15 protein-coding genes and 2 riboswitches are annotated in these 14,088 nt (G+C 70.1%); of the genes, 5 read left to right on the top strand and 10 right to left on the bottom strand.

Annotated features, from left to right (window positions below; translation table 11 throughout):
• Nucleotides 1-2 precede the first annotated feature (2 nt).
• On the bottom strand, nt 3-176 hold the full coding sequence (locus REH65_RS24240) for a hypothetical protein (protein ID WP_406689209.1): 174 nt from the start codon (nt 174-176) through the stop codon (nt 3-5).
• 198 nt (nt 177-374) lie between these two features.
• Complete coding sequence (locus tag REH65_RS24235) at nt 375-1,553, bottom strand: acyl-CoA dehydrogenase family protein (protein ID WP_281459020.1); 1,179 nt, start codon at nt 1,551-1,553, stop codon at nt 375-377.
• Nucleotides 1,554-1,659: 106 nt separating this feature from the next.
• Here REH65_RS24235 and REH65_RS24230 point away from each other — a divergent pair, with 106 nt between their 5' ends.
• The 3 genes from REH65_RS24230 to glyA all read left to right on the top strand — a co-directional run bounded on the left by REH65_RS24230 (nt 1,660) and on the right by glyA (nt 5,186).
• Nucleotides 1,660-2,328, top strand: a complete 669-nt coding sequence (locus REH65_RS24230) for a TetR/AcrR family transcriptional regulator (protein WP_406689208.1) — start codon at nt 1,660-1,662, stop codon at nt 2,326-2,328.
• Between the two features lie 113 nt (nt 2,329-2,441).
• Nucleotides 2,442-2,538: riboswitch (glycine riboswitch) on the top strand.
• 1 nt (nt 2,539) lies between these two features.
• Nucleotides 2,540-2,640, top strand: a riboswitch (glycine riboswitch).
• Between the two features lie 119 nt (nt 2,641-2,759).
• Entirely contained in the window at nt 2,760-3,875 is a 1,116-nt protein-coding gene (gene gcvT, locus REH65_RS24225) for a glycine cleavage system aminomethyltransferase GcvT (protein WP_406689207.1), read from the top strand.
• Between the two features lie 30 nt (nt 3,876-3,905).
• Nucleotides 3,906-5,186: a serine hydroxymethyltransferase gene (gene glyA, locus REH65_RS24220; protein WP_406689206.1), complete on the top strand. Its 1,281-nt coding sequence runs from the start codon at nt 3,906-3,908 to the stop codon at nt 5,184-5,186.
• A 61-nt stretch (nt 5,187-5,247) separates the two neighbouring features.
• Here the strand turns inward: glyA and REH65_RS24215 are convergent, their stop codons facing one another.
• From REH65_RS24215 to REH65_RS24195, 5 genes are all read right to left on the bottom strand, one after another.
• Nucleotides 5,248-5,679: a hypothetical protein gene (locus REH65_RS24215; protein ID WP_406689205.1), complete on the bottom strand. Its 432-nt coding sequence runs from the start codon at nt 5,677-5,679 to the stop codon at nt 5,248-5,250.
• 142 nt (nt 5,680-5,821) lie between these two features.
• Complete coding sequence (locus tag REH65_RS24210; RefSeq protein WP_281459025.1) at nt 5,822-6,199, bottom strand: helix-turn-helix transcriptional regulator; 378 nt, start codon at nt 6,197-6,199, stop codon at nt 5,822-5,824.
• A gap of 212 nt (nt 6,200-6,411) precedes the next feature.
• The gene (locus tag REH65_RS24205; protein WP_406689204.1) at nt 6,412-7,071 is read right to left on the bottom strand and encodes a DedA family protein; all 660 of its coding nucleotides are present in this window, start codon (nt 7,069-7,071) and stop codon (nt 6,412-6,414) included.
• Nucleotides 7,072-7,178: 107 nt separating this feature from the next.
• Nucleotides 7,179-8,750: a D-alanyl-D-alanine carboxypeptidase/D-alanyl-D-alanine-endopeptidase gene (dacB, locus tag REH65_RS24200; protein WP_406689203.1), complete on the bottom strand. Its 1,572-nt coding sequence runs from the start codon at nt 8,748-8,750 to the stop codon at nt 7,179-7,181.
• A gap of 213 nt (nt 8,751-8,963) precedes the next feature.
• Entirely contained in the window at nt 8,964-9,572 is a 609-nt protein-coding gene (locus REH65_RS24195; protein ID WP_406689202.1) for a LysE family translocator, read from the bottom strand.
• 95 nt (nt 9,573-9,667) lie between these two features.
• Here REH65_RS24195 and REH65_RS24190 point away from each other — a divergent pair, with 95 nt between their 5' ends.
• On the top strand, nt 9,668-10,171 hold the full coding sequence (locus REH65_RS24190; RefSeq protein ID WP_281459029.1) for an Lrp/AsnC family transcriptional regulator: 504 nt from the start codon (nt 9,668-9,670) through the stop codon (nt 10,169-10,171).
• Between the two features lie 185 nt (nt 10,172-10,356).
• Here REH65_RS24190 and REH65_RS24185 read toward each other — a convergent pair whose 3' ends face one another.
• A complete protein-coding gene (locus REH65_RS24185; RefSeq protein WP_281459030.1) occupies nt 10,357-11,301 on the bottom strand; it encodes an acyl-CoA thioesterase II in 945 nt (314 codons plus the stop codon).
• A 67-nt stretch (nt 11,302-11,368) separates the two neighbouring features.
• Nucleotides 11,369-12,790: a pyruvate kinase gene (gene pyk, locus REH65_RS24180; RefSeq protein WP_281459031.1), complete on the bottom strand. Its 1,422-nt coding sequence runs from the start codon at nt 12,788-12,790 to the stop codon at nt 11,369-11,371.
• A gap of 74 nt (nt 12,791-12,864) precedes the next feature.
• On the opposite strand from pyk, the gene REH65_RS24175 reads away from it, so the two are divergent.
• Nucleotides 12,865-13,215 (top strand): VanZ family protein, encoded by a 351-nt coding sequence (locus REH65_RS24175; protein WP_406689201.1) that lies wholly within the window; start codon nt 12,865-12,867, stop codon nt 13,213-13,215.
• Here REH65_RS24175 and REH65_RS24170 read toward each other — a convergent pair.
• Complete coding sequence (locus REH65_RS24170) at nt 13,193-13,858, bottom strand: DUF2461 domain-containing protein (RefSeq protein WP_406689200.1); 666 nt, start codon at nt 13,856-13,858, stop codon at nt 13,193-13,195. The genes REH65_RS24175 and REH65_RS24170 overlap by 23 nt on opposite strands.
• Nucleotides 13,859-14,088 lie beyond the last annotated feature (230 nt).

Below are 14,088 nucleotides of genomic sequence, written 5' to 3'. Positions count from 1 at the left end.
GCTCAGTGGTGACCGCCCTGGGAGCCGGAGCCGCCCTTGCCCGTGAACTTGTTCTTGACCTGCTCGATCTTTTCCTTGTTCTTCGGGTCGGAGGCGTACTTCTTGGCCTGGTCGATCACCTTCTTGCCCTGCGGGCTCTTCGCGAAGTCGGTGACCTTCTTGAACAGAGACATCATCACTCCCGAAGCGTCGAGGCCGTCATCGACCAGGGTACCGACAAAACACCCACCGATGGCAGATCACCTGCTCGAACGGAGTGGCGAAGCGCCGACCAGCCGGACAGAGGCACGCTCAAGGAGCGGCGCACGGAGTCCACGAAGGCGCTCAGGTTCCGCCACCCGCACCGCTGAGCGACCCAACCACTCGTCCGCCTCCTAGCCCAGGACACCGCTGATCGAGGCGTGGCCCTTGAGCACGTTGCGGGCGATGGTGCGGCGCTGGATCTCGTCGGTGCCCTCGAAGATGCGCAGCAGCCGCAGGTCGCGGTACCAGCGCTCGACCGGCAGCTCCTTGGTGTAGCCCATGCCGCCGTGGATCTGCAGGACGCGGTCGACGATCTGGTTGGCGTGCGTGGCGCCGAACAGCTTGGCGATGGACTGCGCGTGGCGGGAGTCCATGCCCTGGTCGACCTGCCACGCGGCCTGCAGGATCAGCCAGCGCAGCGCCTCGATCTCCACCGCGGAGTCGGCGATCATCCACTGGATGGCCTGCCGCTCGGCGATCGGCGCGCCGAAGGTCTCGCGCTGCTGGGCGTACTCCGAGCCCATCTCCACCAGCCGCTCGCAGGCGCCCAGCGCCGCGGCGGGCAGCAGGTAGCGGCCGCGGCCGATCCACTGCATGGCCAGGCCGAACCCGTTGCCGACCTCGCCGAGCACGTTCTCGGCGGGCACCCGGACGTTGTCGAACACCAGCGCGGCCGGCTGGCGCTCGTCGGGTCCCATGATGTCGATCGGCTCGGACTTCCAGCCCATGTCGCGGTCGACGAGGAAGCAGGTCACGCCGCCGTTGGCGCCCTTCTCGCGGTCGGTGACGGCGAAGACCATCACGAAGTCGGCGTCGATGCCGCCGGTGATGAAGGTCTTCTCGCCGTTGATGACCCACTCGTCGCCGTCCCGGACGGCCGTGGTGCGCAGGTTCTTCGCGTCGGAGCCCGCGCCGGGCTCGGTGATGGCGAAGCAGGACTTGCGGGTGCCCTCGATGGTCGGCAGCAGGTAGCGCTGCTTCTGGTCCTCGTTGGCGTAGTAGAGGATGTTGTCGGCGTAGCCGCCGAAGCGGAACGGCACGTAGGTGCGGCCGAGCTCGACCTCGATCAGCGCCGTCATGACGGCCGAGAGGTTCATGCCGCCGTACTCCTCGGGCGTCTGCACGCCCCAGAAACCGGCCTCCTTGGCCTTGTTCTGCAGCTCCTTGAGCTCGTCCTTGGTGAGACCGCGCTGACCCGCCCGCTCTCTGCGCAGCACCTCCGGCTCCAGCGGCATGAGCTCCCGCTGGACGAAGTTGCGCACCCAATCGCGGATGTCGCGCTCGGTCTCGGAGAGCGAGAAGTCGACCATCGCGTCGTTCCTTTCCGTGCAGGCCGGTAACTAACACCGTTAGTTTTATGGCAGCCTAGAACCGTCCCGGCGCACGCCGCAAGGGATCCCGGTGAGGAGAGAGACGTTGCCCAGACCCAGCACACCCCGGCTCTCCCCGGAACGCATCCGGAAGATCGGCCTGGAGATCATCGACACCGAGGGCCTGGAAGCGCTGTCCATGCGCAGGCTCGCCGAACGCCTCGACGTGCGCGCGGCATCGCTGTACAACCACGTCGCCACCAAGGACGACCTGCTGCACGAGATCGCCGACGAGGTGATCAGCGAGGTCGACGTCTCCGGTTTCGACCAGGACTGGGTGACCGGCCTGCGCAGCTGGGCCCGCTCCTACCGCGCGGCCCTGGCCGACCACCCGAACCTGGTGCCGTTCATCGCCTACGGCCCGGCCCGCCGCGAGTCCGCCCTGCGCGTCGCCGACGCCGTCCACGGCGGCCTCACCCGGGCCGGCTGGCCGCAGCGCTACGCCACGATGATCGGCGCTTCGACGAAGTACCTGGTCGTCGGCTCGGCGATGGGCTCCTTCAGCCACGGCTTCCCCGCCGACGCAGCCGTCTACACGAACCGCTTCCCCCACCTCACCCGAGCCCACCTGCTGCACACGAAGGCCGCCGAGATCGACACCGCCAGCTTCGAACTGGCCCTCACAGCCCTCATCGACGGCCTCAAAGCCCAACTCGCCGACATCGCGGAGCAGCGAGCCGCGCACGAGGCGATTGGCGGCGGCAACGCGTGGTGACCCGAAGCTGATCGCGCCCCCGTGCGCAAGGGTTGAGATCACTCGGTCTTCCTGTTGACTGGGGTGGGGGCGGTTCGTAGCGTCTGTGAGCAGCACAACCGAATACGCGCCGATGACGTCTCGCGGGAGAGACCTCGCCCTCGTCGGGCGAGGCGCCGAAGGAGCAATACTCCCCAGTAAACTCTCAGGCACCATTACCGCAGGACACCAGGCGAAACACGGAGAAAAGCAGGAGCATCGCGCTTCTCGCCCACGGTGCAAACCACCCCTGTCGGGTGGTGAAACTCTCAGGCCAATGACTCCGGGGAGACCCCGCCCGACCAGCGCAGACCGCGCCGGTCGGGGGTCGAGGCGCCCCGGATAAGGTTGGGCGCGTGAGCTGACCGGCCCTCGACTGCCGACCGGCACGCCCACCCAGGAGGAGTTTCACCATGTCGTCGCCCGGACAGACGCCCCGGAGGACACCGCTCCACGCGGTGCACGAATCCCTCGGCGCCACCTTCACGGAGTTCGCCGGCTGGCAGATGCCGGTCCGCTACAGCAGCGACACCGCCGAGCACAACGCGGTGCGCAGCAGCGCCGGTCTGTTCGACCTCACGCACATGGGCGAGATCCTCATCAGCGGTCCGCAGGCCGCCGAGGCGCTGGACTACGCGCTGGTCGCCAACGCCTCCGCCATCACCCCCGGTCGCGCCCGCTACACGATGATCTGCGACGAGACCGGCGGCGTGCTCGACGACCTGATCGTCTACCGCCTCGCCGACCAGGAGTTCCTGGTCGTGGCCAACGCCGCCAACGCGGCCGTGGTCTCCGCCGAGCTGGCCGAGCGGGTCTCCGGTTTCGACGCGAAGCACGCCGACGTCTCCGACGACTACGCGCTGATCGCGGTGCAGGGCCCGAACGCGGTGGCGATCCTGGCGCCGCTGACCGACACCGACCTGAGCACCGTCAAGTACTACGCGGGCTACCCGGCGACCGTCGCGGGCAAGGACGTGCTGCTGGCGCGCACCGGCTACACCGGCGAGGACGGCTTCGAGCTGTTCACCTCGCCCGGCGACGCCGAGGCCGTGTGGCAGGCGCTCACCGAGTCCGGCGCCGCGCACGACCTCCAGCCGGCCGGTCTGTCCTGCCGCGACACCCTGCGGCTGGAAGCGGGGATGCCGCTCTACGGCAACGAGCTCTCCGCCGAGCTCACGCCGTACCACGCGAACCTCGGCCGGGTGGTCAAGCTGGACAAGGACGCCGACTTCGTCGGCAGGTCCGCGCTGGCCGCGGTCGCCGAGAAGCCCACCGAGCGCACCCTGGTGGGCCTGTCCACCGACCAGCGGCGGGCGCCCCGCCACGGCTACCGGGTCCTCGACGCCGACGGCGCCGAGGTCGGCGAGGTCACCAGCGGCGCACCGTCCCCGACCCTCGGGCATCCGATCGGGATGGCCTACGTCGACCGGGAGCACAGCGAGCCCGGCACGGCCCTGCAGGTCGACATCCGCGGCCGCAACGTCGCGGTGCAGGTCGTCGAGCTGCCCTTCTACCGCCGCAACGCCTGACTGAAAGAAAGAAACAGGAGGCACACACTGATGTCGAACCCGGATCTGTTCAACGATGCCCTGGCAACGGTTGACCCGGAGGTCGCAGCGGCGGTCGGCGCCGAGCTGGGTCGCCAGCAGAACACGCTGGAGATGATCGCCTCCGAGAACTTCGCCCCGCAGGCGGTGCTGCAGGCGCAGGGCTCGGTGCTCACCAACAAGTACGCCGAGGGCTACCCGGGCAAGCGCTACTACGGCGGCTGCGAGCACGTCGACGTCGTCGAGCAGCTGGCCATCGACCGGATCAAGGACCTCTTCGGCGCCACCTACGCCAACGTGCAGCCGCACTCGGGCGCGCAGGCCAACGCGGCGGCGATGTTCGCGCTGCTCAAGCCGGGCGACACCATCATGGGCCTGGACCTGGCCCACGGTGGCCACCTGACCCACGGCATGCGGATCAACTTCTCCGGCAAGCTCTACAACGTCGTGCCGTACCACGTCTCCGACGACGACCACCGGGTCGACATGGACGAGGTCGCGCGCCTGGCCCGGGAGAACAAGCCGCAGCTGATCGTCGCGGGCTGGTCGGCCTACCCGCGCCAGCTGGACTTCAAGCGGTTCCGGGAGATCGCCGACGAGGTCGGCGCCTACCTGATGGTCGACATGGCGCACTTCGCGGGCCTGGTGGCCGCGGGCCTGCACCCGAGCCCGATCCCGCACGCCCACGTCGTGACCACCACGACGCACAAGACCCTGGGCGGCCCGCGCGGCGGTGTGATCCTGTCCTCGGACGAGGAGTTCACCAAGAAGTTCAACTCCGCGGTCTTCCCCGGTCAGCAGGGCGGCCCGCTGGAGCACGTGATCGCCGGCAAGGCGGTGGCCTTCAAGATCGCCGCGGGCGAGGAGTTCAAGGACCGCCAGCGCCGCACCGTCGAGGGCGCCCAGATCCTGGCCGAGCGCCTGCTGGCCTCGGACGCGACCGAGGCCGGTGTCTCGCTGGTCTCCGGCGGCACCGACGTGCACCTGGTGCTGGTGGACCTGCGCAACTCCGAGCTGGACGGCAAGCAGGCCGAGGACCGGCTGCACGAGATCGGCATCACCGTCAACCGCAACGCGGTGCCGAACGACCCGCGCCCGCCGATGGTCACCTCGGGTCTGCGGATCGGCACCCCGGCGCTGGCCACGCGCGGTTTCGGCAAGGAGGAGTTCACCGAGGTCGCCGAGGTCATCGCCCAGGCCCTCAAGCCGAACTTCGACGAGTCGATCAGCGCCGAGCTCCGCACCCGGGTCGAGGCGCTGGCGGCCAAGCACCCGCTCTACCCGAACCTCTGATCGCCTGACACGACGAACGCCGCATCCCGATGGGGTGCGGCGTTCGTCGTTCGCGGGTGCTTCAGGCGCCTTCGGCGGCGTCGGCGAGGTCCTGGAGGGCGCGGGCCAGCTGCTCGGCCTCGGTGCGGCCGAGCTCGCTGGGCTCGTAGCCCGCGTCGCAGGTGGTGCGGCCGAGCCAGGTGATCAGGTAGGTCTCGGCGCCGTCGGCCTCGATCGCGAGGTTGAGCTGCTGGTCCGAGCGCGGGATGGCGAAGGAGACCTGCCCGGCCTCGGCGTCGAGCAGGTCGAGCACCGCTCTGGCCAGGTCGCGGGCCTCGTCCGGGGACAGCTCGCAGGGCTCGCAGCCGCTGTCGCGGGGGCTGTCGACGAACGCGATCAGATAGGTCTCCCCGGCGGAGGTCTCGACCGCCACGTGCAGCCGCTCGCCCGTGCGGGGAGCGGCGATGGCCGCCGCGCGGGCCGGTGCGCTCGTCGAGGTGCCGGTGTGGCTCATGCTGTCACCTCTCATCCCTTCCAGGACAGCAGTCCACTCCGATTCGAGCTGGTTGTCACCCCGTCAACGCGCATTCGACCCGAACCGTTTCCGAATTTCAACAAGTCGACTTCCCGGCTCCGCCGGCCTTGCCGTGCGCCTGCTACACACCGGCTTCGGCGGGGGTGGCGCGTTCGAGGCGTTCGACCCGGGCGCTGACCTCGCGGAGCAGGACCTGGGTGGGGACCGAGTCGAGCTCGGGGATGATGCGGACCTCGGCGCGGGCTTCCTCCGCGCTCAGCCGACCGGCTTTGACCAGGACTTCCAGCAGCGGGACGCCCAGGGCGCGGGCCATGATGCGGGCGTTGCCGATGTCCGGCCGGTAGCCCTTGCGCCAGCGGAAGACCACGCTCGGTTTCAGCCCGCTGTGCTCGCAGAAGTCGTGGACCGTCCATCCGCGCTCGGCCAGGTGCCGTTCGAGGTACTCGACGAAGTCGCTGTCCCCGGCCGCGGTCACGTCGCTCGCGCCAGCGTGTGCCATGCGTTCGAGTCTAGTCCCACCCGTGCGACTGGTCGCACTCCGCTGAACAGGTGGCCGGGCACGCCTGCCATCGGAGGCAGGCCGTTCACCATTGGTTTCGGTTCGAAACATGCATTAGAGTCCAGACACATGAACGAGACTCGCTGCGACGCAACTCCGCCGAAGCACCAGCCACTCGGCCGCGGCGTCCGCATCTCCGCGCACCCCGCCCACTAGGCGGCGTTGTCGATCGCCTCCGGCTGCGGCTCGGTCACGACCTGACCGCGCGGGCGTCGGCGCCTGTAGGCCCACGCACCCGCTCCCAGGAGCACGATCGCGATCGCCAGCACCCAGCTGGCTCGGCCGAGCATCGACTCGACGTACTTCGCCGAGGCTCCCGCCGCCCAGCCGATGCCCACGTGCGTCGCCGACCAGGCCGCCGCGCCTACCAACGACGAGACCACGAAGCGCGGGAAGGACATGCCGCTGGCGCCCGCCGCGGCCGGCATCAGCGTCCGCACCACCGGCAGGAACCTGCCCAGCAGCACCGCGCCGATCCCCCAGCGCCGCAGCAGCGAACCCGCGCGGTCCCAGTGGTGTTGGCCGAGCTTGCGGACCACCTTCGTCTCGCGCATCTTCAGCCGGTACCGGCGGCCCAACCAGAAGCCGATGTTGTCGCCCACCGCCGCGCACACCGCCACCGTCACCGCCAGCACCAGGAAGAACCGGAGATCGGTCACGGCGGCCGAGGCCACCAGCAGCCCGGCCTCCCCCGGCACCAGGAACCCCAGCCCGATCGTGCACTCGCCGAGCACCAGGGCGCCGGTGGCCAGCACCAGCAGCGGCCGGGGCAACCCGGCGATCAGGGCCAGCATGTCGCTGATGAATGTCACGGCAACGGGCTCCTCGGATTCCGGCGCGGGCGCGGACTGCGGTCACGCTACCGGGGGACCGTTGAGGCGTTCTCAGGGATGGCACCCATGCGCCACCCATTCGTCCCTCAGCAGGACTTCGTCCAGGAGCACTCCAGGGCGCTCTCGTCGCGGGCGGTGCCCGGGTCGTCGGAGCCGGTGCGCGGCTGCGGGATTCGCGCGTGCCCGCGCGGGTGGTCGTCGGCGCCGGTGTGCTGGGCGAGGCGGATCGCGATCGCGTCCTCCAGGTCCTGCGGGGCGTCGGAGAGGAAGTCGTTGAGCACCACCGAGAACACCAGCCTCCGGCCGTCGGCGGCGGTGACGTAGCCCGACAGCGAGGTGACGCCGGTCAGCGAACCGGTCTTGGCGTGCACGTTGTTGGCCGCCGGGGTGTCGACCATCCGGTCGCGCAGCGTGCCGCCGACCATCCGCTCCGGAACCCCCGCGATCGGCAACGCGTCGTGGAACGCCTGCGCCCACGGGCGCTGCGCGGCGTTGTCGAGCAGCAGCGCCAGCTGGTCCGGGGTGACCCCGTCCATCCGGGACAACCCGGAGCCGTCCACCAGCCGCAGCGCCGCCGGGTCGACGCCGAGACCGCGCAGCGCGTCGGCGACCACGCCGGTCCCGGCCTCCCAGGTGCCCTCCCCCGCGCGCTCGCGGCCCATCGCCTTGACCAGGACCTCGGCGTGAACGTTGTTGCTGAGCTTGAGGAACGGCACGAGCAGCTCGCGCAGCGGCATCGAGTCGCGCGCGGCGAGCTCGCGGGCGCCCTCCGGTGCGGGAGCCTTCCCGGTGCCGTTGACGGTGATCCCGCGGGCGGCCAGGGCGCGGGCGAAGAGGTCGGTGGCGTAGGCGGTCGCGTCGGGAACGGCGATCCACTCCCGCACCGGCTCCGTCCCGGCCGGGACGGTGCCGGTGACCAGCACGCGACCGCTGTGGTGATCGCGGGTGATGCCGATCGACGGCTCGCCCTCGGCGACGGTGGTGGCCCGGTTGTCGACGTCGAGCACGCCCGTTCCCGGGTCCAGCGCGACGTCCGGCGCCTGGCCGGGTGCGGTGGGCGTGACGCGCACGATCGCGCTGCCCGCGTCGAAGTCGGTGTCCGGCGCCGCGCTCAGCGCCGAGACGGGAGCCGAGTAGGAGTACGGCTCGTCGTCCCAGGCCCAGCCGGTGCCCAGCGGCACGTCGTCGAACGAGGTGTCGTCGGCCAGCAACCGGCCGCGCACCTCGCGCACGCCCTGCTCGGCGAGCCGGGCGGCGAGCGCGTCGTAGTCGGCGGGCAGCATCGTCGGATCGCCGGTGCCGCGCAGGTGGAGGTCGCCGTTCAGGGTCGAGCCCTGCTGCGCGGCGTCGCTGAGCACCTGGGTGCGGAAGCGGTGGTCCGGCCCGAGGGTCTCCAGCGCGGCGGCCGCGGTGAACAGCTTCGCGTTCGAGGCCGGGGTCGCCCGGTCGGTCGCCTGCCTGCTGTAGAGGACCTCGTCGGTGGCGGGGTCCCGGACCGCGACTCCGGCCTGGGCCCCGCCGAGGCGCGGATCGGCCAGGATGTCGTCGAGGTCGACCTTGAGCGCGTCCACCCCGGTCGGCGCGGCCCCCGTCGACGGCACCACCGCCAGCGGCAGCGCCACCGCCAACCCGACCACGAACGCCCACCGTCTCCGCATGCCGGCTCCTCTCCGAGATCACGGAGACTAGGCAGCACGCTGTGGAAGGTCAACGAACCCAACCCGAAGGTCGCAAATCAGAAACCGGATCACCCCGTGTTCCGACACCGGATCACGGCCGTATTCAGACACCGGACTACGGCCGTAATCGGAAACCGGATTACGGCCGTAATCGGGTTTCCGATTGCGGCCGTAATCCTGGTGGGGACGGGGTCAGCCGAGGGCGATGGTGGTGGCCATCGCGAGCAGGGCGCCGCCGCAGGTGCGCTCGAAGACCTTGCGGCGCTTGGGGGCGGCGAGCAGCGCGGCGAGCTTGCCGACCGAGGGGACCACGATCAGCCACCACACCGCGAAGGCCGACACGGCAACGGCGCTGAGCAGCGCGGCCTGCGGCATCGGGGCCGCGTCGGGGTCCATCGCCTGCGGCAGCAGCGTCAGGAACGTGAGCATCACCTTCGGGTTGAGCACGTCGGTGAGCAGTCCGCGCAGGAACACCGACCGGCCCGAGCGCGGCTGCTCCACGACCGCCTCGGCCGCACTCGCCCCGGAGCCGCGCAGCATCTGCAGCGCCATCCACGCCAGGTAGGCCACGCCCAGGCCCTTGACCACGAACAGCGCGGCGGGGACCGTCGCGACCAGGGCCGACAGGCCGAGCGTGGCGGCGGTGGCGTGCAGCAGCAGGCCGCAGGTCACGCCGGCCGCGGCGAGCCAGCCGTAGCGGCGGCCGCTGGCGGCGTTGCGGGTGACCACGACGAAGTCGGGGCCGGGGATCAGCACGATCACCAGCAGCGCCAGCAGGAACGACCCCCAGGCGATGTGCACGGCGAGCTCCTTCGGTAGAACGTCGGGGAGGTGGATGCGCGCATCCTCCGCCGATAGTTCGCCGGTTTTCGAGCTCGGACGTAAGATGTTCGGTCATGAGCGAATCCGTCGAACTGGATTCGGTCGACTGGCGCATTCTGGAGGAGTTGCAGAACGACGCGACCCTGCCGAACCGCACCCTCGCCGACCGAGTCGGGCTGGCACCGTCGAGCTGCCTGCAGCGCGTCCGCAGGCTGCGGGAACAGGGAGTCATCACCGGGTCGCACATCGACGTCGACCCGGCCGCCACGGGGCTGGCGCTGGAGGCGGTGGTGGCGGTCAACGTCCGGCCGCACACGCGCCCGATCGTCGATCAGTTCCGCGAGTTCGTCATGGCCCAGCCGGAGACCCGGTCGCTGCTGCACGTCAGCGGCCAGGCCGACTTCCTGCTGCACGTGGCGGTCGCCGACACGGCGCACCTGCAGGAGTTCCTCGTCGACCGGCTCGCGGCCCGCACCGAGGTCCGGAACTTCACCAGCTCCATCGTCCTCGAACAGCTCCACACCAGGGCCCTCACGCCCCCGAAGCACCTCCGCCCCAAGCGCCGCAGGCGCACCTGACGAGGGGAAGTTTTCATGAAAACTGCGCCCCCACGAAACCGAAAATCCCTCGGGAGAACACCCTTCCCACGCCTGAGGAAATCCGGTTTTCGATGTGGTGGTGGGGAAGTTTTCATGAAAACTTCCCCACCACCACGTCGAAAGCGGAGGGGGCACCCGACGCGAGGAGGGTGCGCGGAGGAGGGTCAGTCGTTGACCCGGAGGAGTCCTTCTTGGACGACCGTGGCGACGAGGGTGCCGTCCTGGGCGAAGAAGCGGCCGGTGGCGAGGCCGCGACCGCCGGAGGCGCTCGGCGAGGCGCAGTCGTAGAGGAACCACTCGTCGGCGCGGAAGCGGCGGTGGAACCACATCGCGTGGTCCAGGCTCGCGCCGACCACGTTGTCCAGGCCCCAGTAGACGCCGTGCCGCGCGAGCGGCGCGTCCAGCAGGGTCATGTCGGAGGCGAAGGCCGCGATGCAGACGTGCAGCAGGTCGTCGTCCGGCACGGCCAGGACGCCGTCGGCGCGCATCCACACCTGGTTGCGGGCCTCGCGCGGGCCGTTCTCGCGGCTCACCCACGGCGGCTCGGTCACGTAGCGGACGTCGATCGGCCGCGGCTGGGCCGGGCCGAGCTTGGGCAGCACCTCGCCGATGCGCTCGCCGAACGTCGGCAGCGACTCGGGGTCGGGCACGTCGGGCATCGGCTCGGCGTGGTCGATGCCGTCCTCGTCGACCTGGAACGACGCCGACAGCGAGAAGATCGTCTTCCCGCGCTGCAGCGCCACCACCCGGCGGGTGGTGAACGAGCGGCCGTCGCGGGTGCGGTCGACCTCGTAGACGATCGGGATGCTCGGGTCGCCGGGCCGGATGAAGTACGCGTGCAGCGAGTGCACCCGCCGCTCCTCCGGCACCGTGCGACCGGCCGCGACCAGCGCCTGACCGGCGACCTGGCCGCCGAACACGCGGATGGTCGAGGTCGCGGGGCTGACCCCGCGGAAGATGTTCTCCTCGATGCGCTCCAGGTCCAGCAGAGCCACCAGGCTGTCCAGCACTGGTTGGCCGTGCGGCATGCCGTTGACGTCGAGCGGCACCTCGCCCAGCAGGTGGGTACCGGTCGGGTCGGCTGCTGCGGCCCTGGCCGCTTCGGTCACTGCGCGCTCCTAGGTTCGTGCGCCCGACCGGCCGGACGGGAGCTGGTGGCTCCCGTCCGAAGGCCGATCAGACGTGGTCTTCTTCTCCCAGCCGGTGCACGCGGATGAGGTTGGTCGAACCGACCGTGCCCGGGGGCGAACCGGCGACGACGACGACCATGTCGCCGCGCTGCGACTTGCCCAGCGACAACATCGCCTGGTCGACCTGCCGCACCATCTGGTCCGTTGTGTCCACCTTAGGGACCAAGAACGTCTCCGTCCCCCAAGTGAGAGCGAGCTGACTCCGCACCGACTCCTCGGGGGTGAACGCCAGCAGCGGCAGCCGGGTGTGCAGGCGCGCGAGGCGTCGCACGGTGTCGCCGGACTGCGTGAAGGCCACCAGGGCCTTGGCGTTGAGGCGCTCGCCGATGTCGCGCGCCGCGTAGGAGATCACGCCGCGCTTGGTGCGCGGGACGTGGCTCAGCGGCGGCGGGGTCGGCGAACCGGACTCGACGGCCTCGACGATGCGGGCCATGGTCTGCACGGTCTCGATCGGATAGCGACCGACGCTGGTCTCGCCGGAGAGCATCACCGCGTCGGCGCCGTCGAGGACGGCGTTGGCGACGTCGGAGGTCTCGGCCCGGGTGGGGCGCGAGTTCTGGATCATCGAGTCCAGCATCTGGGTGGCCACGATGACCGGCTTGGCGTTCTCCCGCGCGATCCGGATCGCCTTCTTCTGGACCAGCGGGACGTGTTCGAGCGGGAGCTCCACGCCGAGGTCACCGCGGGCGACCATGACGCCGTCGAAGGCCAGCACGATGGCTTCGAGGTTGTCCACCGCCTCGGGCTTCTCCAGCTTCGCGATGACCGGCGCGCGGCGGCCGACGCGGTCCATCACCTGGTGCACCAGGTCGATGTCGGCGGGGCTGCGCACGAACGACAGCGCGATGAAGTCCACGCCCAGCTCCAGGGCGAACTCCAGGTCCTCGATGTCCTTCTCGGACAGGGCGGGCACGGAGACGTCCATGCCCGGCAGGGAGATCCCCTTGTTGTCGGAGACGGGACCGCCCTCGGTCACCTCGCACACGACGTCGTTGTCCTCGACGGCGGTCACGACCATCGCGACCTTGCCGTCGTCGACCAGCAGCCGGTCGCCCTTCTTGGCGTCCTCGGCCAGGCCCTTGTAGGTGGTGGACACCCGGTCGTGCGTGCCCTGCACGTCTTCGACCGTGATGCGCACGACGTCGCCGGTGCGCCACTCGACCGGTCCGGCTGCGAACTTCCCGAGCCGGATCTTCGGTCCCTGCAGGTCTCCTAGGATGCCCACGGCGCGGCCGGATTCCTTGGCCGCGGCCCGGACCATGTCGTAGACCTGCTGGTGGTCGGCGTGGCTGCCGTGGCTGAAGTTCAGCCGGGCGACGTCCATTCCGCTGCTGACGAGCTCGGCCATCTTCTCCGGAGTGGAGGTGGCGGGGCCCATGGTACAAACGATCTTGGCTCGTCGACTCACATCATGCCAGCGTAGTCCTTCATCACCTCGGTGCAGCACTCAGCCACGCTCCACTTTCCTGATCGGGTATTTCGTTGCTGGATCATTACAGAAAGCAGCTCAGACGACTTCCGCTCCTGATCGCGGTGCTCGTGAGCTGGGCGGTGCTGTTCACCCCCGAATCGGGTGTGCCCAGCGCACCGCCCGGCACCGACAAAGTGGTGCATTTCACCCTTTTCGCCGCGCTGGCGATCACCGCGCGGATCGCCGGTGCCCGCACCGCCTGGCTGCTGCCGTCACTGGCCGCCTACGCGGTGCTCTCGGAACTGCTGCAGGGCGCGCTGCCGATCGGGCGCAGCTGCGAAGCCCTCGACGCGCTCGTGGACATCGCGGGCGCGCTCATCGGCTGGGCGGCCGTGCGGTTCACCGCCGCTTCTTCTCGGTGACGCCGATGTGGTCCGCGCACCACTGGTTGAGCTCGCGGACCGCTTCCCAGGACTCGCGGACCCGCTGCAGGCAGGTGCGCTCGTGCAGGGCGTCGTCGGGTTCCCAGGAGCGCGCCGCGTAGAGCGTCTTGTGCCGGAGCAGGTCGAGCCTGGGGTGGTCGGCGTCGAAGCCGCGAGGCCGGGTCTGCAGCGCGGTTCCGGTGATCTCCCAGCCCTGGTCGGCCAGGTCGTCGAGCAGCTTCCGCAGCCGCTCGCCGTGGACCTCGGTGTCCACCGCGGTCCGGAAGCGGGCGAGCTGGTCGGACTCGGAGTGGAAGCAGCCGCCAGCGACGAGCATCCCCTCCGGGCCGACCTGCACGTAGTAGGCGCCGCCGCCGCGCCCCTGCTCGATGACGGCGCCGCAGTGCGTCTTGTACGGCGACTTGTCGCGGGCGAATCGCACGTCCCGGAACGGCCGGAACACCTTGCCCTTGCCGAAGCCGGGCCCGAACTCGGGCTCCAGCTCGGCCAGCAGCGCCTCCATCGGCGCCCGGACGTGCTCCTGGTAGAGCTCCCGGTTGTCCGCCCAGTAGGCCTTCGAGTTGTCCGCCTGGAGCCCCTCGAAGAACTCGACCGCCCCGTCACCAAAACCCTCGAACCGCACACCCCGACCCTAGATCGTCCCCACCCGAGACCCCACGAAAACCTCGTCCCCCGGGCCCCAGGGGGTGGGGAAGTTTTCATGACAACTTCCCTCCCCTCAGGACGTGAGACGGTGACCAGGCCCTGACGTGGACTCTATTTTTGCAGTTCACTGGGGTTGGGTGGGTGTGGGTGGGACAGTTTTCATGAAAACTGCCCCGTTCTTGGTGGGGTGAGGTTTTCATGAAAACT

The sequence above is a fragment of the Saccharopolyspora sp. ID03-671 genome (assembly GCF_045278815.1).
GTDB lineage: Bacteria > Actinomycetota > Actinomycetes > Mycobacteriales > Pseudonocardiaceae > Saccharopolyspora > Saccharopolyspora ipomoeae.
This window is presented reverse-complemented; position numbering and strand designations above follow the sequence as displayed.